The 24,743-nt window shown below is 72.4% G+C and carries 27 protein-coding genes and 1 riboswitch; of the genes, 4 read left to right on the top strand and 23 right to left on the bottom strand.

The window, feature by feature from the left end; all coding sequences use genetic code 11:
- From trpC to ABWV20_RS12435, 8 genes are all read right to left on the bottom strand, one after another.
- The gene (gene trpC / locus ABWV20_RS12470) at positions 1-846 is read right to left on the bottom strand and encodes an indole-3-glycerol phosphate synthase TrpC (RefSeq protein WP_353355489.1); all 846 of its coding nucleotides are present in this window, start codon (positions 844-846) and stop codon (positions 1-3) included.
- A gap of 5 nt (positions 847-851) precedes the next feature.
- Positions 852-1,139 carry an HGxxPAAW family protein gene (locus ABWV20_RS12465; protein ID WP_353355488.1) on the bottom strand — a complete coding sequence of 96 codons (288 nt, stop codon included), beginning with the start codon at positions 1,137-1,139 and terminating at the stop codon, positions 852-854.
- A 141-nt stretch (positions 1,140-1,280) separates the two neighbouring features.
- Positions 1,281-1,862, bottom strand: coding sequence for a Trp biosynthesis-associated membrane protein (locus ABWV20_RS12460; RefSeq protein ID WP_353355487.1), 582 nt, complete (start codon positions 1,860-1,862; stop codon positions 1,281-1,283).
- Positions 1,859-3,466: an anthranilate synthase component I gene (locus ABWV20_RS12455; protein WP_353355486.1), complete on the bottom strand. Its 1,608-nt coding sequence runs from the start codon at positions 3,464-3,466 to the stop codon at positions 1,859-1,861. The genes ABWV20_RS12460 and ABWV20_RS12455 overlap by 4 nt, the downstream gene beginning before the upstream one ends.
- 79 nt (positions 3,467-3,545) lie before the next feature.
- Positions 3,546-3,950, bottom strand: coding sequence for a phosphoribosyl-AMP cyclohydrolase (gene hisI / locus ABWV20_RS12450; protein WP_353355485.1), 405 nt, complete (start codon positions 3,948-3,950; stop codon positions 3,546-3,548).
- Between the two features lie 133 nt (positions 3,951-4,083).
- The gene (locus tag ABWV20_RS12445; RefSeq protein WP_353355484.1) at positions 4,084-5,892 is read right to left on the bottom strand and encodes an ABC transporter ATP-binding protein; all 1,809 of its coding nucleotides are present in this window, start codon (positions 5,890-5,892) and stop codon (positions 4,084-4,086) included.
- On the bottom strand, positions 5,889-7,736 hold the full coding sequence (locus ABWV20_RS12440; RefSeq protein ID WP_353355483.1) for an ABC transporter ATP-binding protein: 1,848 nt from the start codon (positions 7,734-7,736) through the stop codon (positions 5,889-5,891). The genes ABWV20_RS12445 and ABWV20_RS12440 overlap by 4 nt, the downstream gene beginning before the upstream one ends.
- Before the next feature lie 61 nt (positions 7,737-7,797).
- Complete coding sequence (locus ABWV20_RS12435) at positions 7,798-8,457, bottom strand: GNAT family N-acetyltransferase (protein ID WP_353355482.1); 660 nt, start codon at positions 8,455-8,457, stop codon at positions 7,798-7,800.
- A gap of 86 nt (positions 8,458-8,543) precedes the next feature.
- On the opposite strand from ABWV20_RS12435, the gene ABWV20_RS12430 reads away from it, so the two are divergent.
- The gene (locus tag ABWV20_RS12430; protein ID WP_353355481.1) at positions 8,544-9,185 is read left to right on the top strand and encodes a TIGR03085 family metal-binding protein; all 642 of its coding nucleotides are present in this window, start codon (positions 8,544-8,546) and stop codon (positions 9,183-9,185) included.
- A 100-nt stretch (positions 9,186-9,285) separates the two neighbouring features.
- On the opposite strand, the gene hisF is transcribed toward ABWV20_RS12430, so the two are convergent.
- Positions 9,286-10,071 (bottom strand): imidazole glycerol phosphate synthase subunit HisF, encoded by a 786-nt coding sequence (gene hisF / locus ABWV20_RS12425; protein ID WP_353355480.1) that lies wholly within the window; start codon positions 10,069-10,071, stop codon positions 9,286-9,288.
- A gap of 34 nt (positions 10,072-10,105) precedes the next feature.
- Here hisF and ABWV20_RS12420 point away from each other — a divergent pair, with 34 nt between their 5' ends.
- Both ABWV20_RS12420 and ABWV20_RS12415 read left to right on the top strand, forming a co-directional pair.
- Complete coding sequence (locus tag ABWV20_RS12420; RefSeq protein ID WP_353355479.1) at positions 10,106-10,726, top strand: nucleoside/nucleotide kinase family protein; 621 nt, start codon at positions 10,106-10,108, stop codon at positions 10,724-10,726.
- Entirely contained in the window at positions 10,708-11,931 is a 1,224-nt protein-coding gene (locus ABWV20_RS12415; RefSeq protein WP_353355478.1) for an MFS transporter, read from the top strand. Before ABWV20_RS12420 ends, ABWV20_RS12415 begins: the two co-directional genes overlap by 19 nt.
- A gap of 62 nt (positions 11,932-11,993) precedes the next feature.
- Here the strand turns inward: ABWV20_RS12415 and ABWV20_RS12410 are convergent, their stop codons facing one another.
- From ABWV20_RS12410 to rpe, 10 genes are all read right to left on the bottom strand, one after another.
- Entirely contained in the window at positions 11,994-12,539 is a 546-nt protein-coding gene (locus ABWV20_RS12410) for a flavin reductase family protein (protein WP_353355477.1), read from the bottom strand.
- Positions 12,536-13,012 carry a PH domain-containing protein gene (locus tag ABWV20_RS12405; protein ID WP_353355476.1) on the bottom strand — a complete coding sequence of 159 codons (477 nt, stop codon included), beginning with the start codon at positions 13,010-13,012 and terminating at the stop codon, positions 12,536-12,538. Before ABWV20_RS12405 ends, ABWV20_RS12410 begins: the two co-directional genes overlap by 4 nt.
- Positions 13,009-13,854, bottom strand: coding sequence for an ATP phosphoribosyltransferase (hisG, locus tag ABWV20_RS12400; RefSeq protein WP_353355475.1), 846 nt, complete (start codon positions 13,852-13,854; stop codon positions 13,009-13,011). The genes ABWV20_RS12405 and hisG overlap by 4 nt, the downstream gene beginning before the upstream one ends.
- 46 nt (positions 13,855-13,900) lie before the next feature.
- Positions 13,901-14,164: a phosphoribosyl-ATP diphosphatase gene (locus ABWV20_RS12395; protein WP_353355474.1), complete on the bottom strand. Its 264-nt coding sequence runs from the start codon at positions 14,162-14,164 to the stop codon at positions 13,901-13,903.
- Positions 14,165-14,270: 106 nt separating this feature from the next.
- Positions 14,271-14,756, bottom strand: coding sequence for a 6,7-dimethyl-8-ribityllumazine synthase (gene ribH / locus ABWV20_RS12390; protein WP_353355473.1), 486 nt, complete (start codon positions 14,754-14,756; stop codon positions 14,271-14,273).
- Positions 14,757-14,769: 13 nt separating this feature from the next.
- On the bottom strand, positions 14,770-16,008 hold the full coding sequence (ribB, locus tag ABWV20_RS12385; RefSeq protein WP_353355472.1) for a 3,4-dihydroxy-2-butanone-4-phosphate synthase: 1,239 nt from the start codon (positions 16,006-16,008) through the stop codon (positions 14,770-14,772).
- Positions 16,005-16,616, bottom strand: coding sequence for a riboflavin synthase (locus ABWV20_RS12380; RefSeq protein WP_353355471.1), 612 nt, complete (start codon positions 16,614-16,616; stop codon positions 16,005-16,007). Before ABWV20_RS12380 ends, ribB begins: the two co-directional genes overlap by 4 nt.
- A 6-nt stretch (positions 16,617-16,622) precedes the next feature.
- Entirely contained in the window at positions 16,623-17,720 is a 1,098-nt protein-coding gene (ribD, locus tag ABWV20_RS12375) for a bifunctional diaminohydroxyphosphoribosylaminopyrimidine deaminase/5-amino-6-(5-phosphoribosylamino)uracil reductase RibD (protein ID WP_353355470.1), read from the bottom strand.
- Between the two features lie 3 nt (positions 17,721-17,723).
- On the bottom strand, positions 17,724-18,485 hold the full coding sequence (gene pnuC / locus ABWV20_RS12370; protein WP_353355469.1) for a nicotinamide riboside transporter PnuC: 762 nt from the start codon (positions 18,483-18,485) through the stop codon (positions 17,724-17,726).
- Positions 18,486-18,610: 125 nt separating this feature from the next.
- Positions 18,611-18,749, bottom strand: a riboswitch (FMN riboswitch).
- A 131-nt stretch (positions 18,750-18,880) separates the two neighbouring features.
- On the bottom strand, positions 18,881-19,537 hold the full coding sequence (rpe, locus tag ABWV20_RS12365) for a ribulose-phosphate 3-epimerase (RefSeq protein WP_353355468.1): 657 nt from the start codon (positions 19,535-19,537) through the stop codon (positions 18,881-18,883).
- 59 nt (positions 19,538-19,596) lie between these two features.
- On the opposite strand from rpe, the gene ABWV20_RS12360 reads away from it, so the two are divergent.
- Entirely contained in the window at positions 19,597-20,328 is a 732-nt protein-coding gene (locus tag ABWV20_RS12360) for an enoyl-CoA hydratase (RefSeq protein WP_353355467.1), read from the top strand.
- Position 20,329: 1 nt separating this feature from the next.
- Here the strand turns inward: ABWV20_RS12360 and ABWV20_RS12355 are convergent, their stop codons facing one another.
- The 4 genes from ABWV20_RS12355 to ABWV20_RS12340 all read right to left on the bottom strand — a co-directional run bounded on the left by ABWV20_RS12355 (position 20,330) and on the right by ABWV20_RS12340 (position 24,720).
- Positions 20,330-21,835, bottom strand: coding sequence for an RsmB/NOP family class I SAM-dependent RNA methyltransferase (locus ABWV20_RS12355; protein WP_353355466.1), 1,506 nt, complete (start codon positions 21,833-21,835; stop codon positions 20,330-20,332).
- Complete coding sequence (fmt, locus tag ABWV20_RS12350) at positions 21,828-22,775, bottom strand: methionyl-tRNA formyltransferase (RefSeq protein WP_353355465.1); 948 nt, start codon at positions 22,773-22,775, stop codon at positions 21,828-21,830. The genes ABWV20_RS12355 and fmt overlap by 8 nt, the downstream gene beginning before the upstream one ends.
- A gap of 1 nt (position 22,776) precedes the next feature.
- The gene (gene def, locus ABWV20_RS12345) at positions 22,777-23,322 is read right to left on the bottom strand and encodes a peptide deformylase (RefSeq protein WP_353355464.1); all 546 of its coding nucleotides are present in this window, start codon (positions 23,320-23,322) and stop codon (positions 22,777-22,779) included.
- Between the two features lie 141 nt (positions 23,323-23,463).
- On the bottom strand, positions 23,464-24,720 hold the full coding sequence (locus tag ABWV20_RS12340) for a saccharopine dehydrogenase family protein (protein ID WP_353355463.1): 1,257 nt from the start codon (positions 24,718-24,720) through the stop codon (positions 23,464-23,466).
- Positions 24,721-24,743 lie beyond the last annotated feature (23 nt).

The following is a 24,743-nucleotide window of genomic DNA, read 5'->3' as shown; positions in this document are numbered from 1 at the left end:
TCACTCCTTGTCGTGGGACACGTCTCGGGGCGCGACCGCGCCGGGCGCGACTCCCGCCTCGCGGGCGGCCGCGATGAACTGCGCGACGGCCTCGCTGGGCGCCCCGCCGGTCACGAGGGCCTCGCCCACGAGCACCGCACGGGCGCCCATGCGGACGTAGTCGGCGACGTCGGTGGGACCGGAGACGCCCGACTCCGCGACCGCGACCACGTCCGGGGGAAGCAGCGGCAGCAGGCCTGCGACGACCTGCCGGTCGACCTCGAGGGTCTTGAGGTTGCGCGCGTTGACGCCGACGAGAAGGGGACCGACGGCCAGGGCCCGCTCGAGCTCGTCGGCGTCGTGCACCTCGACGAGGGGGGTCATCCCTAGTCGCGTCGCGACGCCGTGCAGCTCGTGCAGGTCGTCGTCGGCGAGGGCCGAGGCCATCAGCAGGACGAGGTCGGCGCCATGCGCCCGCGCCTCGAACACCTGGTAGGCATCGACGATGAAGTCCTTGCGCAGCACCGGGATCTCGACCGCGGCACGGACGGCGTCGAGGTCGGCGAGACTGCCGCCGAAGCGCCGTTGCTCGGTGAGGACGCTGACCGCGCTGGCGCCGCCGGCCGCGTAGGCCGCTGCGAGCCGGCCCGCCTCGGGGATCTCGGCGAGGGCACCCTTGCTCGGGCTGCGGCGCTTCACCTCGGCGATGACCGCGACACCGGGCGCCGAGCGGAAGCCGGGCAGCGGGTCGAGCGCCGTGGGTGCGGCAGCCGCCATCTCCTGCACGTCCGACAACGGGACGGCGGCGCGCCGCGCCGCGAGATCCTCGCGGACGCCGCTGATGATCTCGTCGAGAACTGTCGGCACTGCTCTCAGCTCTTGCCGACGGTCGAGGTGCCCCGCTCGTCGGGGGCGTCGGCGAGCAGGTCCTCGCCCTCGCGGTCATGCGGCTTGCTGCCGTAGCCGGCCATGGCGAGCACCTTGCCCACGATCGCACCCGCCACGATGACGACGGCCGCGATGATGCCGAGCGCGACGCTCGGGATGACGACGGCAATGCTGCCCACGGCTGCGCCGACGAGCATGATGCCCACCGCAACCCAGGCCGCAATGCTGTGTCCGTGGTCCTCGTGCTGCTCTTCCATGACGTTGTCTCCCATCCGGTCGGCGTCTCTCTCGTCGGTCGCCGATGCGTCGTCCAGCGGCCGGTCTCGGTGCTTCCTTGCGAAAGTCCGAGGATCGTCACGATGGTCCTCGGCGGCCGCCCTCGGTCATTCTGTCAGGTCCGGTCCGTCATTCTGTCAGGCTCGGTCCGGCTCGTCGCGCAGGGTCGGGTCGGTGCCGTCGCTGAGCTCGTCCCACGCGGTGCGCACCTCGCCGCGTGGACCGCTTGCCGGTCTGGCCCGCTCGTAGCGGGCCGACAGGCCGGCCCACCGCCGGCTCGAGGCTGCTGCGGCGGCGGCCCCGACGACGAGCAGGACTCCTGTGCCGACGGCCGCCCAGCCCCACGGGGTCGTCACGCCGGTCGCGTCCGGCGCGGTCGTGCGGGCCAGCTCCTGGGACAGGGCCCCGGCGACGACGGCCGCGGGGCGCAGTGCCACGAGGCCCGCGAGGACGAGGGCACCCATGGCGGAGAGGATCATCAGGGCCGCGGACGCGACGCGGATGACGCGCCCACCGGTCATCAGGGCGATGAGGGAGACGATGCAGACGACGGCCAGACCGACTGCCCCGGGAGCGGCACGCCCGCCGGTGACGTCCACGACCCCGGAGCTGAGCGCGTCGCCGGTGGCGCCGCGGGCCCACACCCGGGTGGACAGGCCGATGAGGGTGAGCGCTGGGAGCGCCACGGCCAGTGCGGAGCGTCGTTTGTCGGGGATCACCTGACCACCGGCTTCATGCCGGCCGCCGCGGCGACGGCGCGCAGGGCGGCCGCGGCCTTGTTGACGGTCTCCTGGTACTCGAGGTGCGGGACCGAGTCCGCGACGATGCCGGCCCCGGCCTGCACGTGGGCCTGACCGTCCGTGATGAGTGCCGTCCGGATCGCGATCGCCATGTCGAGGTCACCGGCGAAGTCGAGGTAGCCGACGACGCCTCCGTAGAGCCCGCGACGCAGCCCCTCGTAGCGGTCGATGAGTGCCATGGCCCTGGGTTTGGGAGCGCCGGAGAGGGTGCCGGCCGGGAACGTCGCGACGAGGGCGTCGTAGGCGCTGCACTCGGGTCGCAGCTCCCCCACGACCGTCGACTCGATGTGCATGATGTGGCTGTAGCGCCGAACGGACATGAAGTCGACGGTGTCGACGGTGCCGGCTCGGCAGATCCGTTGGAGGTCGTTGCGGGCGAGGTCGACGAGCATGAGGTGCTCGGCTCGTTCCTTGGCGTCGCCGAGCAGGTCCTCGGCGAGGTGCGCGTCGTGGTCCGGGCTCTTGCCGCGCGGGCGGGATCCTGCGATGGGGTGGGTGATCGCCTGGCGGCCGGTGACCTTGATCAGGGCCTCGGGACTCGACCCGACGACGTCGTAGGACGACCCGTCCGGGTGCGGCAGACGCAGGAGGTACATGTAGGGGCTGGGGTTGCTCACCCGCAGTGCCCGGTAGACGTCGAGCGCGTCGGCGGGACACGGCACGGTGAAGCGCTGGGAGACGACGACCTGGAAGGCCTCTCCAGCCCGGATCGCCTCCTTGGCCTGCTCCACCATGCCCTCGAACTGCTCCTCCGTGTGGCTGCTGCGTGGCTCGGCCGCGCGCGGCTCGATCGTCACGACGGTGCTCGGCGCGGGCGCCGCGAGCTCCTCGGTCATGCGGTCGAGGCGGGAGACGGCATCGGCCCAGGCCTCCTCGATCCGGTCGTCGGTGGCGTCCCGGTTGACCGCGTTGGCGACGAGGAGCAGGGAGCCGTCGCTGTGGTCGAAGACGGCGAGGTCGGTCGCCAGCATCAGAGCCAGCTCGGGCAGGTGCAGGTCGTCGCGTCCCTCGTCCGGCACGCGCTCCCACCTGCGCACCGCGTCATAGGTGATCGCCCCGACCAGTCCGCCGGTCAGGGGCGGGAGGCCCGCGATCCGCGGTGTTGCGAGGGCTGCGACGGTGTCCCGGACGGCTGCGGTCGGGTCCCCGGAGCGGGGCAGACCCACGGGCACGTCGCCGATCCAGTGCGCCTGACCGTCCTGCTCGGTCAAGGTGGCGGCGCAGCGCGCCCCGACGATCGAGTATCGGGACCACACGCCGCCGTGCTCGGCCGACTCGAGCAGGAAGGTGCCGGGCGCATTCTTGGCGAGCTTGCGGTAGACCCCCACCGGTGTCTCGGCATCCGCGAGCACGCGCCGCACGACCGGGATGACGCGGGTGTGCCCGAGCGCGAGCTCGGTGAAGACGTCGAGGCTCGGCCACGTCGCGCCCCAGGTGAGGTCAGCGTGAGGCGCGGGCGCGGCGCCGCTCGGGGTCGTCCGCTCGGTCGCCGGACTGGCTGCCGTCGTCGTGTCGGGCGTCATCTCGGGCACCTCGTCATTCTCCCGTACGCGGTGGTCCTTCCGGGACCCGCCCGGCATCCGGGACGGCCGGCTGACCCGGTCAGGCGTCCGGGGACCCGGTCGTTCGGTCGCCGACCACGACAGGCAGGACGCGCGCGTCGAAGCAGGTCCGGTCGCCCGTGTGGCAGGCTGCGCCGACCTGGTCCACCTGGACGAGGAGGGCGTCGCCGTCGCAGTCCAGCCGGATGCCCTTGACCCACTGGACGTGGCCGCTCGTGTCGCCCTTGCGCCAGTAGGCCCGGCGGCTGCGGGACCAGAAGGTCACGCGCCCGTCGGCGAGGGTCCGGCGCAGGGCCTCGTCGTCCATCCACCCGAGCATGAGGACCTCACCGGTGTCGTGTTGCTGCACCACTGCGGCGACGAGTCCGTGCTCGTCGCGCTTGAGCAGGGCTGCAATGGCGGGGTCGAGCTCGGTCAGGCCGGGGCTGCTCTCGGTCACCGGCACATTGTGCCCCGCTCCCGCGTGGAACGTTGCGTCGGTCGCCTGCTGGAGGGGCTGGAGGGTCCGGGCCGTATGCCGCTGGGCCGGGTCGCGCGCGTCGTCGCCCTCTCGATGGGCCGGGTTGACGTCCCCCCGGTCAGCCCGACTGCTGCTGGGCGACCCAGGACGCGTGGAGCCCGCTGTAGGCGCCGCCGCGGCCCACCAGCTCGGAGTGGTGCCCACGCTCGACGACTCGACCGGCGTCGACGACGACCACCTCGTCCGCGGCCTCCGCGGTCGAGAGCCGGTGGGCGATGGCGATGGAGGTCCGGCCACGGGTGAGCGAGTCGAGGGCCCGCTGGAGTCGGACCTCGGTGCTGGGGTCGACCGCCGAGGTCGCCTCGTCGAGAACGAGCAGGTCCGGGTCTGCGAGGTAGGCCCGCGCGAGGGCGACGAGCTGGCGCTCGCCGGCCGAGAGCGACTCCCCGCGCTGGCCGAGGTGCGTCGCGAGGCCGAGGGGCAGCGTCGCCACCCAGGCGTCGAGGCCCAGCTCGGTCAGGGTCAGCCGGATGTCGTCGTCCGTCGCGCCGGGGCGGCCGAAGCGGATGTTCTCGCGAAGGGTGGCGTCGAACAGGAAGCCCTCCTGCGGAACGAGGACGACTCGCTGTCGCAGGGAGTCGAAGGCGATCCGGCGCAGGTCGGTCCCGTCGATGAGGACCCGTCCGGTCGTGGGGTCCATCAGCCTCGTCAGCAGCTTGGCGAGGGTCGACTTGCCTGAGCCGGTCTCCCCCACGACCGCCACCCGGCTCCGGGGCTCGATGGCGAGGTCGATCTCGTGGAGGACCGGCTCACCGCCGGGGTAGGCGAAGCCGACCTCGTCGAAGCGGACGGTGATGGGCCCTCTCGGGAGGGAGACTCCGTCCTCGGGATCGGCGACGTCGGCGGGAGTGTCGATGATCCCGATGACCCGACGCCAGCCGGCCACGGCGTTCTGCATCTCGTTGAGGATCTCGGTGGCCTGCTGGACCGGCATCGTGAAGAGGTTGACGAGGAAGAGGAAGGCGAGCAGCTCGCCGAGCGTCAGCCTCCCGTCGGCCGCGAGCACCGTGCCGACGACGAGGACGACTGCCGTGGTCAGTCCCGAGACCAGCTGACCGGACGTGAAGGCGACCACCGCGCGGGCCTGGGCGCCGATGGCCGCCTTCCGGTGGTTCTCGATCGCGGTGTCGATCCGTCGGGCGGTCCGGTCCTCGACGCTGTAGGCCCGGATCGCCTGGGCGCCGACGACGGCCTCGGAGATGGCGCCGAGCATGTCGCCGACACGCTCGCGGACCGTCGTGTAGGCACGGCCGACGATGCCCTGGAACAGGCGGATGATGAAGAAGAGGGGGACGAAGCAGGCCCACACGACGAGCCCGAGGATCGGGCTGTAGACGAGCATGAGCACCGTGGCCAGCGTGATCTGGGCGACGTTGACCAGGAGCATGAGCCCGCCGAACTGCACGAACATCGAGATCGTGTCGACGTCGGAGGTCACCCGCGAGACGAGGGATCCGCGCCGCTCGGTGTTCTGCGTCAGCATGGCGAGGTCGTGGATGTGCCGGAATGCCTTGAGGCGCAACGTCGCGAGGCCGGTCTCCGAGGTCCGGAACAGCCGGACGTTGACGAGGTAGGCGGACACTGCGGTCACGACGACCCCGAGCAGGGCCAGGGCGATGTAGCGCAGCACGACGTCGGCGTCGGGTCCGCCCGGTCCGAGGATGCCCTCGTCCGTGACCCGTTGGACGACGAAGGGCACGAGGACCCGCCCGAGAGTCGAGAGCCCGGCGAGGAGCACCGTGACGCCGATGCCCTTGCGGAGCTCGGGCGACAGCTCGATCCCGCGCCGGAGCGTGCCCCACGTGGACATCTCTCGGCCGGACGCGATGCCGTGGTGCTCGACCGGGGGCGCGAACCGCATGCTCATCGAGCCACCTCCTCCTCGGCCGCCGCGATGGCGGCACGCTCCGCGGCCTCGCGAGCGTAGGCCGTGACCAACCGCTCGTAGCCGGCGCAGCGAGCGATGAGCGCGGCGTGCGTGCCGTGGTCGACGACCCGCCCCTCCTCGACGTAGACGACCTCGTCGGCGAGCAGGATCGTCGCCATCCGGTAGGCGACCACGAGGACCGTGGTGCCGGAGGCGGCGTCGCGCAGCCGGGAGAGGATCGACTGCTCGACCGAGGGGTCCACCGCCGAGGTGGCGTCGTCGAGGATGAGCAGCTGGGGCTCTCTGACGACGGCGCGCGCCAGGGCCAACCGCTGGCGCTGGCCTCCGGACAGGCTGGTGCCCCGCTCGCCGACGCGCGTCTCGAGCCCGTCACCGAGGCGCCGGACGAACGTCGTGGCCTGCGCCACGTCCAGCGCCCGCCACACGGCCTCGTCGCCGTGATCGGTCCCGAGGGTGACGTTGCCGCGGACCGTGTCGTCGAACATGAAGGTCTGCTGGGGGACGAGGGCAGCGACCTCCGAGACGCCCCCACGGCGCACGTCACGCAGGTCCACCTCGTCGACGAGGACAGCTCCGGAGTCCGGGTCGACGAGCCGCATGAGCAGGTTGGTCAACGTCGACTTGCCGCTCCCGGTGGGTCCGACCAGGGCCACCGTCGAGCCGGCGGGGATGTCGATCGTCACGTCGACGACGGCAGGGTTGACCCCGGGCTGACCGTCATCGGTCTCGATCTCGTAGGCGTAGGAGATCGACTCGGTCGCCACGGTGCTCGCCCGGCCGCGCGGGAGGTCGCGCTCCCCGTGGTGCATCGCCCCGGTGGCGTCGAGAACCGCCGAGACCCGCTGCCACCCGACGACGGCACGTGGCATCTCGGCGAGCACCCAGCCGAGGGCACGCACGGGGAAGGCGGTGATCGAGAACAGGTAGGCGATCTGCGCGACCTCGGCCGCAGAGACGTCTCCGGAGCGGACCCGATGGGTGCCGACGAGAAGGACGGCAAGCGTGCCGAGGGTGGGTATCGCCTCGATGGCCGGGTCGAATCGACCACGCGTCCGGCCCACCTCGATGTTGGCGTCGCGGAGCTCGTCGGCAGCCTTGCGGAACCGTTGCGTCTCATGGTCCTCGCGCCCGAGGGACTTGACGACGAGCGCGGCCTCGAAGCTCTCGTGCGCCACCTCCGCCACGTCGGCGCGCAGTTGCTGCGCCCGGGTCATCCGCGGGGACATCGCCCGCTGGAAGGCGACGTTGGCCGCGAAGAGCATCGGGAAGACGGTGAGTCCCACCACGGCCAGGGTCGGGTCCACGACGACCATCTGGACGATGCCGAAGGCCAGCATGACGACGACGCCGATCGCCATGGGGAGCGGGGCGAAGATGTTCCACGTCGCCTCGACGTCGGCGTTCGCGTTGGACAGCAGCTGCCCGGAGGGGTGACGGTGGTGCCAGCTGAGGGGCAGCTGGAGGTACTGGCGGGTGACGGCGCGGCGGTAGTGGGCGCCGAGGTTGTACATCGCGATTCCGCCGGCGAGGCGCCTGCCGATGACGCCGATGACGTTGGTGACGACCACTGCGGCCAGGACACCGCCGATGAACCACAGCTGTCCGCTCGTCACCCGCCCTGCCTCGATGGCCGGGGTGACGGCCTCCCGCACGACCCAGCCGATCGCCCAGGCGGTCAACCCGGTCATGATGCCGTAGATCGTGGCGCCGACGACCGCGAGCGCGAACCAGCGAGGCTGTCCGGCGATGCCGCGGCGCACCACGGTCAGGCCCGCACGGAGGGTGGACCGGGCGGCGGGGGCGGGCGCTGCCGCGCTGCTCACAGGGGGATCTCCTCGCGTCGGTCGGGGCCACGGTGGTCGCCGGGCCCGGCCACGCAGCATCTCACGCGGGGGCCCGCCGTCCCGCCCAGTCCGCAGCGTCGGCAGCTGGAACGGCAGGGTCGGCAGAGTCGGCAGAGTCGGCAGGGTCAGCGGCCAGAACCGTGCCGAGCATCGGTGGCGTCGGTGGCGTCGGTGGCGTCGGTGGCGTCGTGGGGACCCAGTAGCGCCGGCTCGTCCCGAGGACGTTCTCGAGGACGCCGCCGCTCGCCTCGATGGTGCGCGCGGAGGCGAGGTTGTCGTCCTCGCACGTGACGAGCGCGGGGTCGATGCCGAGCCGCGCCGCCACTCCGAGGGCCTGGCGCAGCGCTGCGGTGGCGATCCCCCGTCGACGTGCACTCGGACGCACCGCATAGCCGATGTGGCCGCCGACGACCAGGAGCGCGCCGGTCAGCCGGTGACGAACGGTGATCGTCCCGACGAGCTGCTCGTCCTGCAGGATCCAGCGGTAGGAACCGGGCACCCACCCCTCGGGGAGGTCCGACCCGTCCACCTCGTAGGAGGCGAGCAGGTCGACCCAGGCCTCGAGCCCTCCCGGCCGCTCGAGCTCGGCCCGGTCGGCGAACCGGTAGCCCGAGCCGTGGATCGGCGCCTCGCCGAACTCGTCCACCAGCTCCCACCACTGCTCGGCCAGGAGGCTGGTGGGGCGGATGAGCTCGATCACGCCACGACCCTAGGTCGCCGGCGGTCGAGCGTGCCACCGGTTTGGCCGCCTGCGGGGCGCGGCCTGGATCCTGAGAGGATGCGGACATGACGCGACACGCCTGGTCCGAACGCCAGCTGCTCTGCGATGAGCTCGAGCAGCTGGGGCCCGACGCCCCGACCCTGTGTGAGGGGTGGGCGACCCGGGACCTCGCAGCGCACCTCTACGTCCGCGAGGGTCGACCCGACCTCAGCATCGGGGCCTTCGTCCCGCTGCTCGCAGGCCGGCTGGAACGTGAGCAGGATCGGCTCGCCCGCGGCGACTACTCGGCGCTCGTCTCCCGGGTCCGCGGCGGGGCCCCGACGTGGAACCCGACGTCCCGCCCCAGGGTGGATGAGCTGGCCAACCTCGTGGAGTACTTCGTCCATCACGAGGACGTGCGGCGGGCCCAGCCGGGCTGGGAGCCGCGAGATCTGCCCGAGGACCTCCAGCAGGCCCTGTGGGCAGCGCTGCGCAGGCTGGCGCGGCTCATGTTCCGCTCGGTCCCGACGGGAGTGGTCCTCGTCGCGCCGGGCATCGGGCGCCACTGCGCCAAGCTGCCCGACGAGCACGGCACGGTGATCCTCCGGGGCGCCCCGGCCGAGCTGGTCCTCCTCGCCTACGGGCGCGCCGACCACGCCCGGGTGGAGCTCGACGGACGCGCCGACGACATCGCCGCCCTCCGCTCGGCACGGCTCGGCCTCGGCTGAGCGTGAAACGCGGAGCTCCCGCGAGGCCGGACGCCGCCGGGCTCGCAGCCGCGAGCCGCTGACCATCGGTTCCGCGGCCGGGCACCCCGGCGCGGCCGGCTCAGCGGACGACCACTCCGGCCTCCCGCATGGCGGCCTTGACCTCACCCACGGTGAGCTCACCGAAGTGGAAGACGCTGGCAGCGAGGACGGCGTCGGCCCCGGCCTCCACCGCCGGCGCGAAGTGGTCGGCCCGGCCGGCGCCACCGCTCGCGATCACCGGCACCGACACGGCGGCCCGGACCCGTCGGATCAGCTCGAGGTCGAAGCCCTCCTTGGTGCCGTCCAGATCCATCGAGTTGAGCAGGATCTCCCCCGCGCCGAGCTCGGCGGCCCGGGCGCACCACTCGATCGCGTCGAGGTCCACCGGGGTGCGGCCACCGTGGGTGGTCATGACGAAGTCGTCGGTGCGCCGCCCGGAGTCGGTGACGCGCCTGCGGACGTCGGCGGACAGCACGAGGACCTGGGCGCCGAAGCGGTCGGCGATCTCGGAGATGAGCGCGGGCCGGGCGATGGCGGCCGTGTTGACCCCGACCTTGTCGGCGCCGGCTCGCAGCAGTCGGTCCACGTCGTCGACGGTCCGCACTCCCCCACCGACCGTCAGGGGGATGAAGACCTGCTCCGCGGTCCGCCGGACGACGTCGTAGGTGGTCTCACGGTTGCCCGAGCTCGCCGTGACGTCGAGGAAGGTCAGCTCGTCCACGCCCTGGGAGTCGTAGAGCTCGGCCAGCTCGACGGGGTCTCCGGCGTCACGGAGGTTGGCGAAGTTGACGCCCTTGACGACGCGGCCGGCATCGACGTCGAGGCAGGCGATGACGCGCGTGGCGACAGAGGATCGGACGAGCACGGGGCCAGCCTAGATCGCGAGTAGGGTCGCGCTCATGTGGGACCGGATCACGGGACCGGCCGACCCACTCCACGTGGAGGCCGTCGTCGAGCTGGCTCTCGACGTGCTGCCCTGCTGTGGGGACGTCGCCGTCGTCGCCATCGACGGGCGCAGTGGTGCGGGCAAGACCACGCTCGCCCGCGGGGTGGCGGCCGAGCTCGCCACCTACGGGACGGTCGAGATGGTCCACATGGACGCGATCTACCCGGGCTGGGACGGGCTGGCCGAGTCGTCGGAGATCCTCGCCACGCGCGTGCTCGAGCCGCTCTCCCGAGCGAGCCCAGCGGCATACCCCCGATGGGACTGGGAGGAAGGGGGCTGGGACGGCTCGGTGACGGTGCGCCCGGCTGACTTCCTCGTCGTCGAGGGGTGTGGCTGCAGCGTCGGGCCCGCTCGGCCCTTCACCTCCGTGGCCGTCTTCATGGAGGCCGAGCGTGAGCAGCGGATGCACCGCGGACTCACCCGCGACGGCGAGACCTACCGGCCGCACTGGCAACGGTGGGCGGCCCAGGAGGAGGCGGTGTTCGCCGCCGACGGCACCCGGGCGCGGGCAGACCTGGTCATCGACACGAGCACCGGCGGTATACCGTCGGCCGGGTGGACCCCGCTGACGTGACCTCTGAGTCCCCGGAGGTTCCACGGTTCCTCAAGCCACTTCCCCCGGCGTGGGTGATGGCCGCCGCGCTCGTCGCCGTGGCCGCCAACCTGCGCACGGCGATCACCAGCGTCCCCCCGCTCCTCGATGCCATTGCGGGCGACCTGGGGCTGAGCCACGCCGCGGCGGGAGCCCTGACGACGCTGCCCGTGCTCTGCATGGGTCTCTTCGCCCCCCTCGCGTCGACCATCGCGCACCATCTGGGCGCCGTGGCCGCGGTCCTCGCAGCGATGGGGTGCGCCCTGGTCGGCCTGCTGAGCCGGTGGTTCGGCGATGACGCCCTCACCCTCTACGTCGGCACGTTCGTCGCCGGGGTCGGTATCGCGGTCGCCGGCACGCTGCTGCCCCGCCTCGTCAAGACGTTCTTCCCGCCTCACCGGGCCGGCCTGGTCACCGGCCTCTACATGTTCGCCATGATGGGCGGCGCCGCGCTCGCGTCAGCGCTCTCGGCGCCCCTCGCCGAGCGTCTCGGGTCGTGGCAGGGGTCGCTCGCGTCGTGGTCGGTCATCGCCCTGGTCGGACTGCTCGCCTGGGCTCCCTTCACCGTCCGAGCCAACCCCCACCACACCCCCGGCGAGGAGGGCCCCGGCCGCCTGCCGTGGCGGCACCCCACCGCGTGGCTCGTCGCCGGCTACCTCGGGCTCCAGTCGTGGGGCTTCTACTCAGCGGTGACCTGGCTCCCCCCGACCTACGTCGAGCTCGGCTGGGACCGGGCCACCGCGGGCTACCTCGGCGCGGCCTTCAGCGGCTCGCAGGTCGTGTCCGGCCTCGTCGGGCCGCTGCTCAGCGACCGGGTCGACGACCTGCGCCGCCTGCTCTTCCCCGCGGCAGCGCTGGCGGTCGCCGGCTGCCTCGCCATCTGGGTCGCGCCCGAGACGGCTCCGTGGACCTGGGTGATCGTGCTCGGCCTCGGCCAGGGTGCGGCGTTCTCCGTGGCCCTCGTCCTCCTCGTGCGCTACGCCCGGACGCCGGAGGCGAGCGGTCGGCTCACGGGGATGGCCTTCCTCATCTCCTACGGCGTCGCCTCGGTCGGACCGCTCGCCATGGGGCTCGTCCGAGACGTCACGGGCGGGCTCGCACCGGTGTGGGTCCTGCTGGCCGGCATCACGCTCACCCAGGCCGCCGTCGTCATCCGGATGCGCCCGGACCTCCGTCGGGTGACCTGAGCCGGAGCGCGGCCACGCCCAGGGCGACGTGCCGCCCGGCACGACGTGCTGCCCCGGCCACCTCAGCCCCAGTAGTCGTCGCGAGCCTCCCCGGCGAGGTCCTCGTCCTCAGCCGTCTTCTCCGTGACCGTGAACTGCCCGCGGTAGAACAGCATCGGACGTCCATGACCCGTGTCGTCGAGGCTGAGCACCCGACCGATGACGACGTCGTGGTCGCCCGCCACGTGGACCTGCTCGACGGAGCAGTGGATCCGCATCAGGGCATCGGTGAGACTCGGCCCGGCGTCGACCGACGGGTACCAGTCGAGGCCGTCGAACCGGCGCCCCCGCGGCGACCCGAACCGCTCGACGACGTCGAGCTGCTCGTGGTGCAACACGTTGACGGTGAAGAGGCCCGTGTCGCGCATGTGGGGCCAGGAGCGACCGCGGTGGTCTGCGCAGAACAGGACGAGCGGGGGGTCGAGGGACACGGACGCGAACGACTGGCAGGCGAAGCCGACGGGGTCTCCGTCGAGGGTCGTGCCGGTGATGACCGTCACGCCCGTCGCGAAGTGGCCGAGCGCATGGCGCATCTCGTCAGGCGTCGGCTGGCGGGTCTGTCGGGTCACTGCGTCCCGCCTTCCGGGGCCTCCCCGAAGGCCTCGATGAGAGCGGCCAGGCGGGAGGCCTCCCGGTCGGCGGCCGCACCGTCGGCCTTCTGGATGGCCATCACGGCCAGGGTGTCGCCGTCCTGCAGGTCGAGGCTCACCCACGGCTCGCCACCACCGAACTGGATACCGACCACCTCGGGCCACTCGAGGGTGCGGGTGAGCAGGAGGTTGCGGATGGTGAGGCCGGCCCGGCTCGGCACCGCGACGATGGACGCGTAGCGCCAGGCCAGGGCCGCGATGACCACACCGACCCCGAAGAGCATGAAGCGGTCGGCGAGCCCCCAGCGGCCGTCCTGCTCCGGCATGATGACGGCGATCGTGCCGAAGATGACCAGTGACGTCCAGACGACCCCGAGGGCCACCATCCGGCCCCGCCGTGGGCGAAACGGCGCCAGCGCGTCCGACGGACGGGGGTCCGGTGCGCCGCTCACAGTCGGCAGGCGGCGATGTCGGTGACGAGGATCGCCCGCGCGCCGAGGTCGTAGAGCTCGTCCATCAGGCGGTTCCGTCCGACTCGCGGCACCATGGCCCGCACCGCGACCCAGGCGTCGTCCTGCAACGGCGAGACGGTCGGGGACTCGAGGCCCGGGGTCAGCTCGGTCGCCTTGGCGACGAGCTCCTTCGGGCAGTCGTAGTCGAGCATGACGTAGGTGCGGGCCGTGATGACGCCCGTCAGGCGACGCTGCAGGACCGCGGTCGCCTGCTGCTCACCGGGGCGGTCCCCGCGGATCAGGACCGCCTCAGAGCGAAGGATGGGCTCTCCGAAGACCTCGAGGCCCTGCTGCCGCAGGGTGGTGCCGGTCTCGACGACGTCGGCGATGACGTCGGCGACCCCGAGAGTGATCGCCGTCTCCACGGCTCCGTCGAGACGGACCACCTCGGCGTCGATCCCCCGCTTGACGAGGTCGGCCCGGACGAGCCCCGGGTAGGACGTCGCGACACGCTGCGCCGAGATCTGGTCGACGGTCGTGACCATGCCCGGGCGCGCGGCATAGCGGAAGGTCGAGGCCCCGAAGCCGAGGGACATCACCTCGATCGCGCTCGACCCCGAGTCGAGCAGCAGGTCGCGACCGGTGACACCGGCGTCGACCGTGCCCGAGCCGACGTAGACGGCGATGTCGCGGGGTCGGAGATAGAAGAACTCGACGTCGTTGTCGGGGTCGGCGACGACGAGCTCCTTGGCGTCGCGACGGGTGCGGTAGCCCGCCTCACGGAGCATCTCGACCGTCGAGTCGGACAGGGAGCCCTTGTTGGGCACGGCGATACGGAGCATGGCTGGTCCTCGGCGTCGGGGAGGGCGGATGCGGGGTCTCGGGCCTTCAGAGATGGGCGTAGACGTCGTCGAGCGTGATGCCCTTGGCGAGCATGAGGACCTGGAGGTGGTAGAGCAGCTGGCTGATCTCCTCGGCCGCCTCGGCGGTCGACTGGTACTCCGCGGCCATCCAGACCTCCGCCGCCTCCTCCACGATCTTCTTGCCGATGGCGTGGACGCCGGCATCAAGGGCGGCCACCGTGCCGGATCCCTCCGGCCTGGTCTGCGCCTTCTCAGCGAGTTCGGCGTACAGCTGCTCAAAGCTCTTCACGGTCTAGAGGGTACTTTCCGTATGCCGCTGGGCTGGCTCCCGCCCAGCAGGTGGCCTCGTCGACGGAGCAGTTCGCGACCCGGGCCGGCGCGAACGGTCCGGCCCGTCAGGGCGTGTCGCGAGCTGCTCCGCCGATGGAGCGCAGCGTGACGACGGTCGCAACGGCCGCGGTGGCCGCCTCGTGCCCCTTGTCCTCGCTCGAGCCGGGCAGGCCCGCGCGGTCGAGCGCCTGCGCCTCGGTGTCGCACGTGAGGACACCGAACCCGATCGGCGTCCCGGTGCGCACGGACACGTCGGTGATCCCGCTGGTGGCCGCCTGGCAGACGTACTCGAAGTGAGGGGTGCCGCCCCGGATGACGACGCCCAGCGCGACCAGTGCGTCGTAGCGGGGCGCCAGCGTGGCGCAGGCCACCGACAGCTCGAACGTTCCGGGGACCCGGATCTCGTCCACCCCGGTGACGCCCGCCTCGGCCAGCCCACGGCGGGCGCCGGCGAGCAAGCCGCCCATGACCTGCTCGTGCCAGCTCGCGGCGACGACCGCCACCCTGAGGCCCCGGCCGTCGACGGCGAGAGTGGGTGCTCCGTCCTTCATGTGAGCGTCTCCTTCAGGCAGATTCGGACGTGGCATGGATGACGGTCGGCAGGTCGTGGCCGAGTCGTTCCCGCTTGGTGACCAGGTAGCGCTCGTTCTCGGCGGCCACCTCCGTGTGCAGTCGCTCGACGGCGACGACGTCGATCTCGAAGTGACGCAGTGCGGCGACCTTGGTGGGGTTGTTCGTCAGGAGCACGATGCGGGTGGCGTCGAGGTCGTGGAGCACCGCGGCCCCGGCGGCGTACTCCCGTGCGTCGACCGGCAGGCCGAGCGCAGTCTGGGCGTCCACCGTGTCGGCGCCTCGGTCCTGCTCGGCGTAGGCGCGCAGCTTGTCCACGAGGCCCACCCCCCGCCCCTCGTGCCCGCCGAGGTAGACGATCACCCCACCTTCCCGCCCGACCCGAGCCATCGACGCCTGCAGCTGCGGGCCGCAGTCACACCGGAGGGAGCCGAAGGCGTCCCCCGTGAGGCACTCCGAGTGGAGACGGACGAGGACCGGAGCCGCCGGACGAGGACCGTGCAGACCCCTGGGGCTGACCAGGGCGACGTGCTCCTCCCCGGTCAGGGTGTCGCGGTAGCCATGGGCGGTGAACGCGCCGTGGCGAGTCGGGATGACCGTGGTCGCCAGGCGTTCGACCCGGTCGTGCTGCTGGCGCCAGGCGATGAGCCGTTCGATGGTGATGACGGGTAGGCCGGTGTCGTGCCCGAGACCGACGACGTCGTCATAGCGCATCATCCGGCCGTCGTCGTGGACGAGCTCGCCGATCACGCCCACCGGCGGCAGGCCGGCGAGCCGCGTCAGGTCCACCGCGGCCTCGGTGTGACCCGGGCGGGTCAGCACGCCCCCGGCCCGCGCCCGCAGCGGCAGCACGTGACCCGGGCGGATGAGGTCGGCCGGGGTCGCCGACGGGTCCGCGAGCACGCGCACCGTGCGCGTCCGGTCGGCCGCGCTGATGCCGGTCGAGACCCCCGTCGCCGCATCCACCGAGACGGTGTAGGCCGTCCGCAAGGGGTCTCGGTTGTCCGTCACCATGAGCGGCAGCTCGAGCCGGTCCGCGACGTGATCGGGCATGGGAGCACAGAGGTAGCCGGACGAATGGCGAATCGTCCACGCCATCCACTCCTCGGTGGCGGTGTGCGCCGCGAGGACCAGGTCACCCTCGTTCTCCCGGTCCTCGGAGTCGAGCACGAGCACGGGCCGCCCGGCGCGCAGCGCCTCGAGGGCCTCCTCGACGGTCGACAGGTCGCTCATGAGTCCTCCTTGCTGGTCGCCCCGTGCTGGAGCAGGCGCTCGACGTACTTCGCCACCACATCCACCTCGAGGTTGACCGAGTCGCCGACCTCCTTGCGTCCCAAGGTCGTCGCCTCCAGGGTCGTGGGGATGAGAGACACGCTGAAGGTGGCCGGGCCGACATCCGACACGGTGAGCGAGACGCCGTCGACGGTGATCGAGCCCTGCTGCACGACATAGCGGGCGAGCGACTCCGGAAGGCTGCAGGTGACCACCTCCCAGCGGTCCCCGGGGACGCGCTCGACGATCGTGGCCGTGCCGTCGACGTGCCCCTGGACGATGTGGCCCCCGAAACGGCTCGAGGCCGCCATGGCACGCTCGAGGTTGACCGGATCGCCCGGACGCAGCGCGCCGAGGCTCGAGCGCCGCAGGGTCTCGGCCATGACGTCGACGCTGAAACCACCGCCGTCATGGGCCGTCACGGTAAGGCACACACCGTTGACGGCGATGGAGGCGCCGGGGACCGCGTCACTCGCGACGAGCGGGCCCTCGATGCGCAGGACGGCGGACTCGGCCGACTGGTCGATCGAGCCGAGGGTGCCGAGCTCTTCCACGATTCCCGTGAACATGCTGTGCTACTCCTTCTCCGCGGTCATGGTGCCCCTGGACCCGCCGGCCGGGTGCACAGGGGTGGCATGGATGCGGACGTCACCACCGACCTGACGGACGTCCGTGATCTCCAGCCTCCGGATGCCCTCCATCGACCTGACGCCGAGGTCGCCGACCGCGGCCGCGCCGGCTCCGAGAAACGCCGGGGCGAGGTAGGCGTAGACCTCGTCGACGAGGTCAGCGGCGAGGAAGGCGGCGGCGAGCGTCGGACCGCCCTCGAGCCACACGTCCCGGACGTCCCTCTTCCACAGCTCGGCGAGGACCCGCTGTGGATCACGCGTCCGCAGGTGGACGGCCTCGCCGGGCTCCGTGTGAACGCGGGCCCCCGAAGGGACGTCACGAAGGCCGACCACGACGCGAAGCGGCTGTCGGCGGGGAACCGAGCCCGGCGGCATACGACCAGGCTCCGGGCGAGCCGTGAGCCGAGGATCATCCATGAGAACGGTCCCCGTGCCGGCGACGATGGCGTCGCGCCCCGCCCTCTGGGCGTGGACGTCCGCCCGCGCCTCCGCGCCGGTGATCCACCGACTCGATCCGTCCGCAGCGGCGCTGCGGCCGTCGAGCGTCGCTGCGAACTTCCACGTGACGAGCGGTCGCCGGAGGGCGATGGTCCGGGCCCAGCGGGCGTTGAGGGCAGCGGCCTCGTCGGCGAGGACGCCGCCGACGACCTCCACCCCTGCGGAGCGCAGGAAGCCCGCGCCGCCAGCGGCCTCGGCGTTCGGGTCGTCCTGGGCGTAGACGACCCGGACGATCCCCGCCGCCGCGAGCGCCGGAGCGCAGGGGCCGGTGCGCCCCGTGTGCACGCACGGCTCCAGCGAGACGTAGGCGGTGGCCCCTCGGGCCCGGTCGCCGGCCGCTGCCAGGGCCACTGCCTCGGCGTGCGGCGTGCCGGCGCCCCGGTGCCAGGCCTCGGCGACGAGTCCACCCGCTGCGTCAACGATGACGCAGCCGACGCGAGGGTTCGGGTCAGGCCAGATCCCACGCTCGGCGAGGGCGATCGCGCGCCGCACGAAGGTGGCGTCCTCCGCCGCTCCGGCGCTGCTCCCGCGTGGCGTGTCGTCCATGCCTCACCCCACCCGGGCCCCGGCCAGCACGGGCTCGACGTCGCGATGCTCGGTCCGCGACGCCTTGACCCACTGGACGAAGCCGTAGACGACGAACAAGCCGTAGAAGACGTAGAGGACCGCCGTCGGGACGTAGCCGGTCGCGAAGCCGAAGGGCACCCCGACGAGGTCGACGGCGATCCAGGCCAGCCAGAACTCGTTCCACCCGCGAGCCATCGCGAACGTCGCCACGATCGACCCGACGAAGATCCAGGCGTCGCACCAGAAGAACCACCAGTCCGGCGCCCAGAAGGGGTTGGGCGCCAGCGACCAGAGCCAGGTGAAGGCCTGGTGCACGGCGACGGTGCCGACCAGCCAGAACCCGATCACGGCGGCCCGCTCCCGAGGAGTGGCCCACCGCGGCGTGATGGCAGCACCGCTGGGGTCCTCGGCGTGGCTGAGCCGCCGCACCTGCGTCCAGCGCCACCAGCCGTAGGCGCTCATGAGGATGAAGAAGACCTGCCTCCCGGCCTGACCGAAGAGGGGGATGCGGTCATCTGCCCCGAAGAGCGCCCCGAGGTAGACGAAGAAGAGCATGACGTTGGCGATGATGCCGACCGGCCAGGCCCAGACGCGGCGCTTCATGCCGAACCAGGCCGAGACGACGCCGATGAGGACGGCGATGAGCTCGGTCCAGTGCAGCTGGTAGATCCCGATCGGGATGGCGGCGTCGAGGACCTGTTGGAAGAGGTTCCTGGTCTCGTCGGCGAGGGCGAGTGACTGCATGTGGTGTTCGTCCTTGGAGTTCGTGGTGCTGAACGGACGAACTCCGGGGAACTCCACAGCTGGCGCTGCCGTGCTCCGCGACCCTGCTTGCGAGGGTATGCGGACCACCACAGACGCCAGTCTGTTTCGTGCTGCCTCCCATCCGGACTTTCACCGTCGGTCCTGGAGTTCCACCAGGTCAACCGGCCACTCGTGAAGCTGTTGAGCAGTCGGGTCGCGGACTGTCACCGCCGGCTCGGAATTACACCGACCCCGGAGCACGTACGCCCAGTATGCACCGTCCGGCCGGGAGAGCCCACATCGCGCTCACGTGACGGTCGCCACCGGTCGCCACCGGTCGCCACCGGTCGCCACCGAGCGCCGGCCGGCGCCAGACGAACTCGGCAGGGACGCCCTCAGTGCGCGTGCGCCGACACCAGTGCCCGCAGCTCGTCGACGGCCCGAGTGGCGTCCTCCGCGCCATAGACGGCCGAGCCGGCGACGAAGACGTCCGCACCGGCCTCCGCACACTGCTCGATCGTTCTCGCGCTCACGCCGCCGTCGACCTGGACCCAGATCTCGCCACCGTGCCGCTTGACGGCCTCACGGACCTGTCGGACCTTCGGCATCTGGTCGGCCATGAACGACTGTCCGCCGAAGCCGGGCTCGACGGTCATGACGAGAACCATGTCCAGCTCCGGCAGCAGCTCTTCGTACGGAGCGAAGGGGGTGCCGGGCTTGAGGGCCATCGCCGCCCGCGCACCGGCAGCGCGCAGGGTGCGCGCCAGCGTGCGCGGGTCCCGGGCGGCCTCGACGTGGAAGGTCACGGACGAGCAGCCTGCCTCCGCGTACATCGGCGCCCACCGGTCGGGGTCCTCGATCATCAGGTGGGCGTCGATGGGGATCGGGCTCACCGAGAGCAGGGCCTCCACGACCGGCAGACCGAGGGTGAGGTTCGGGACGAAGTGGGCGTCCATGACGTCGACGTGGGCCCAGTCGGCATTCGCGACCCGCCGCAGCTCACGCTCGAGGTTGGCGAAGTCGGCCGACAGGATGCTCGGGGAGATCTGCACGGAGCACAGCGTAGTTGGGTCCGCGGCGCTCCGAGGACCGCGCCTGCGAGGATGCCCCCATGCTGCAGCGACTGGTCGACGACGACGTCCTCGTGCTCACCCTCGACCGCCCGGACAAGCGCAACGCCCTGAGCGTGGAGCTGTGCCAGGCCGTGCGGGCGGCCCTCGACGACGCCGGCGGCGGCGGGCGGCCGGCCCGGGCGGTCGTCATCACCGGCGCAGGCACGACCTTCTGCGCCGGCGCAGACCTCGACGGCGTCCACGGCGACGACTTCCTCGAGGCGCACTACGGCATGCTCGGTGCGATCACCACGACGGCGGTCCCGGTCATCGCGGCCGTCAACGGCCCCGCCATCGGGGGCGGCACCCAGCTCGCGGCCGCCTGCGACCTACGGGTGGCCACTCCACAGGCGCGCTTCGCCGTGCCGACGGCCCGGAACGGCCTTGCGGTCGACCCGTGGACGATCCGCCGGCTGGCCGAGCTCGTCGGCGGCGGCCACGCCCGTGGGATCCTGCTGGCCGCGGAGACCCTCGACCTGTCCGCGGCGCTCGCGTGTGGGCTGGTGCAGCGGGAAGGGGACGTCACCGACGCCATCGCTCTCGCCCACGACCTCGCCGCGCTCGCACCGCTGTCGCTGGCCTATGCGAAGCGCGCGCTCAACTCTGCGCACCTGCCCGACGACGACCCCGGCCTCCGGGCGGAGTTCCTCGCCTGTTTCGCGAGCCAGGACGCGGCCGAGGCGGAGACCGCTCGGCGGGAGGGCCGCCGACCGGTCTTCCACGGACGGTGACTCAGCGCTTGCGCAGCAGGGCGAGGAACATCGCGTCCGTGCCGTGGACGTGTGGCCACAGCTGGACGTAGGGGCCGTCACCGAGGTCGGGCAGCGGCGCCCCGGAGGCGTCGACGAAGAGGGGCCGGGCGTCCTCGAGCTCGACATCGTCGCGCCTCTTGAGGACGTCCTGGACGACGAACCTGGTCTCGTTGAGGTGGGGACTGCACGTCGCGTAGCCGATGATCCCGCCCGGCATCGTCGCGTCGATCCCTGACGCCAGCAGCTCGCGTTGGAGGGTCGCGAGGGCGGCGACGTCCTCGGGACTGCGCCGCCACCGGGCTTCGGGTCGCCGTCGGAGGGCGCCCAGGCCGGTGCACGGGGCGTCGATGAGGACGCGGCTGTAACCCGCGGGGCTGAGCCCGCCGATGTCGCGGCCGTCCCCATGGCGCACCTCGAGCGTCGTCCCGGCGGCGCGGGCAGCGGCTGAGGCGGCGGACAGCGTCTGACGGACGAGCTGTGCCCGGTGCTCATTGACCTCGTTGGCCACGAACGGGATCCGGCGCTGCACCGCGACGGATGCGAGCAGGCCGGCCTTGCCTCCCGGCCCGGCGCAGAGGTCGAGCCATCGCTCCGCGGTGAGGGCGCCCTGGCCCACCTCCGCCATCGCGATCGCCAGGGCGAGCAGCTGCGAGCCCTCGTCCTGGACGGCGGCGCGGCCCTCGCGCACCGCCGCAATGGCGCCCGGGTCACCCTCCGGCAGAACGGCACCGACCGGGCTGGTCGTGGACGCCACCGCACCGGCCTCGACCAGCTCCGCGACGCTGGCGAGACCCGGACGGGCCGCCAGCGCGACCTTGGGCGCGGCGTTGTCCGACTCGAGGAGGTGGCCGAGCTCGGTCGCGGCTTCGTCCGCCGACACGCGCCCGTGCCCGATCAGGGCGGCCCGGAGCGCCTTGGCGATCCACAGGGGATGCGACGTCCGGATCGCGAGTGTCTCCACGGGGTCGGTCACGTCTGCCGTGACGATCCCGAGCCAGTCGTCGAGGCTCCGCTCGCTGATCCGGCGCATGACGGCGTTGACGAAGCCGGCCGCCCCGGCCCCGTTGACCTGTCGGGCGAGCGCCACGGTCTCGTCGACGGCAGCGTGGGTCGGCACCCGCATCCCCAGCACCTGGTGGGCGCCGAGGCGAAGGGTGTCGAGGACCTGCGCGTCGATCTCGCTGACGGGTCGTCCGGCTGCGTGAGACGCGATGGCGTCGTAGAGCCCGGACAGCCGGGTCGCTCCGTAGACCAGCTCGGTCGCGAACCCGGCGTCCCGACCGTGGAGGCGCTTCTCGCGGAGCAGCCTGGGCAGGGTGAGGTTGGCGTAGGCGCCCTGCGCCACCTCGCGCATGACGGTGTAGGCGGCCAGGCGCGCCGGGTCGGTGCGGCGAGCTCGCTCGGCGGGGCGCTGGGCGGACCGGTGCTGGTCAGACCGCGCCCGGGCCGGAGGACGTTGCCGTCCTCGACGTCTCTCGTCACTCATCGCCCAACCGCTCTCCCGGCGCGACCCGGACACCCCGCGCCCAGTCCTCGGCGGGCATCGGCCTCTTGCCATGCCCCTGGACCACCCCGAGACGAACCGGCATCGTCCCGGTCCCCACGAGGACCGCCTTTCTCGTGACGAGGAGCTGACCCGGCGACAGGCCGGACCCCGGAGGCAGGTCCTCCGGTGCCCCTGTTCTCACCGGGGCCACCTTGAGACGCTCACCACGGAAGGTCGTCCACGCACCGGGCGCCGGTGTGCAGCCCCGGACGAGCCGGTCGATCGCGGGGGCCGGCCGGCTCCAGATGATCCGCGCGTGCTCCGTCTCGATCTTGGGAGCGAGTGAGACACCGTCCGGGGACTGCGGTCGTGGGACCAGGTCACCGGACTCGATGCCGTCGAGAGTGGCGACCAGCAGACCCGCTCCGGCGGTCGCGAGACGGTCGAGGAGGTCGCCGGCGGTGTCGGTGGGCCGGATCTGCTCGGTCATGACGCCGTAGACAGGCCCCGTGTCCAGCCCACGGTCCAGCCGGAACGTCGAGGCGCCGGTGATCTCATCCCCCGCCATGATCGAGTGCTGAACGGGTGCCGCGCCCCGCCACGCCGGCAGGAGCGAGAAGTGCAGGTTGACCCAGCCGTGCGAGGGGATGTCCAGGGCCACCTGTGGGATGAGGTTGCCGTAGGCGACGACGGGACAGGCATCGGGTCCGAGCCCCCTGAGCGTGTCGAGGAACTCCGGGTCCTTCAGCGAGGTGGGCATGAGGACCGGCACGCCGAGCTCCTCGGCCCGGACGCGCACCGGCGACTCCTCGAGTCGCCTGCCGCGACCGGCCGGGGCGTCGGGACGGGTGATGACACCGGCGAGCTCGTGCCGAGAGCCGGCGATGGCCTCGAGGCTCGGCACCGCTGCCTGCGGGGTTCCCGCGAAGACGACGCGCACGTCACATCCCCAGGCCGAAGGTGGAGTGGGGACTGACCTTCACCCTGGGCGCCGGCTCACCGAACCACTCGGCCTCGCGGATGGCGCGCATCGCCACCTTGCGGGCCTCCGGGTCGAGGCGGTCGACGAAGAGGATCCCGTCGAGGTGGTCGGTCTCGTGCTGGACGGCTCGAGCCAGCAGCTCGCTGCCCTCGAGCACGACCGGCTCCCCGAACATGTTCTGACCCTTCGCGACGACCGTGAGGGCGCGCCGCGTGTCCACTGTCACCCCCGGGATGCTGAGGCAGCCCTCCGGTCCCTCCTGCTCCTCCGCGGACAGGTCGAGGACGGGGTTGACGAGGTGCCCGACGATGCCGTCGACCCAGTACGTGAAGACCCGCAGGCCCACGCCGATCTGCGGGGCGGCGAGACCGGCCCCCGGCGCGTCGAGCATCGTGTCCTCGAGGTCCTTGACCAGAGTGCGCAGCTCCTTGTCGAAGTCGACGACGTCCGCGGCGGGAGTGCGCAGCACTGGGTCTCCGAAGAGGCGGATGTCCTTGATCGCCACAGGTGTCAGTCCTCGGGGTCGACGGCGCCCGCGACAGGGCGTGGAAGCCCAAGTCTAGGCGGCCGCGCGTCCCGACCCGGTCCCCCTCGACCTGGTGCCACAGCGGCCCCTCGCGCCACGCCGGCCGGCCGCAGCGCTCCCTCAGGACAGGCGCTCGACCTCGAGGGTGAACCCCTGCTCACGCAGCCGCGCCACGAGCACATCCCCGAGCGCGGTGGCGGGGGTGAGGACGCCGGCTCGGCCCGGCAGGCGATGGCCGTCCTGGAGCAGCGCCAGGGCGCTCTCGCCGAGCATGACGGCGGTCCCGGTGTAACCGGGGTCGTAGGGTGCGGAGACACGCGCCACGTACTTGGCGCCCGTCGACGTCGTCGTGCGGATCTCCATCGCGAAGTGACCCTCGGCCATCCGCGCGGCGCTCGGCCCCTCCCCCGGCTTGGGCAGGAACCGGTCGAGGACGGCTCGGGTCGGACCCCAGGAGAGCCCGGTCAGGCCGCTGGCCAACCCGACCGCCATCCCGCCGGCGAGGAGCGGAGAGAGCGGACCCGACCCGAAGTCGACGACCTCTCGGTAGCGGAAGTCGCGGCCGTAGGACCACTCGGTCAGGGTGTTGGAGAGCCGCACGATGCGGGTGTTGAACCCAGCCATGACGAACGGGCCGTGCCAGCGACCGGTCTCGGGGTCTCGGTCCACGGGGACGAGCCTGCGCAGGAGGCCCACGGCCCCGCCGAGCCGGTGCGACCTCGACCTCGGCTCCTGGTCCCGGCGCGGGCTGAGCGCGTGCGGGTCGCCGAGCACCCGACGGGCAGCGGGGTCCTGGCGGGCGACGATGGCCTGCTGGCGAGCGGAGTCGACGGTGCCACCACTGAAACCGCCCTTGGCCGCCTTGACCGCGAGGAGGGTGTCACCGAGGGTCCCCGCTCCGTCCGAGGAGACCCGCTGCGCGAGCAGCATCACGCCGAGATCGGAGGGCACGGAGTCGTACCCACACGCGTGGACGACCCGGGCTCCGGAGGCCTCGGCGATGGGGGCCAGCTCGTGGACGGACCAACGCACGAACAAGATCTCGCCCGTGAGGTCGGCATAGTGCGTCCCCGCATGGGCGCACGCTCGGGCGACGGCCTTGCCGTGCACACCGTAGGGGCCGACCGTCGTCGCGAGAACGGTGGTCCGCCGGGCCAGGGCCAGGAGGCCGTCCGTGTCCCCCGCGTCGACCTCGACGACCTCCCAGTCCCTCGCCACCTCGCCGAGGTCCTGCCGCAGCTCCTGGAGACGCTCCCGCGATCGTCCGGCGAGCGCCACGCGCACGCCCGCGGCGCGGCCGGCGAGATGGCGCGCGGTCAACGTGCCGACGAATCCGGTGGCCCCGTAGAGGACGAGGTCGAGGTCGCGAGTCACCATGGCGCCACTGTGTCACGAGGTGG

The organism is Intrasporangium sp. DVR (genome assembly GCF_040365325.1).
GTDB lineage: Bacteria > Actinomycetota > Actinomycetes > Actinomycetales > Dermatophilaceae > Intrasporangium.
This window is presented reverse-complemented; position numbering and strand designations above follow the sequence as displayed.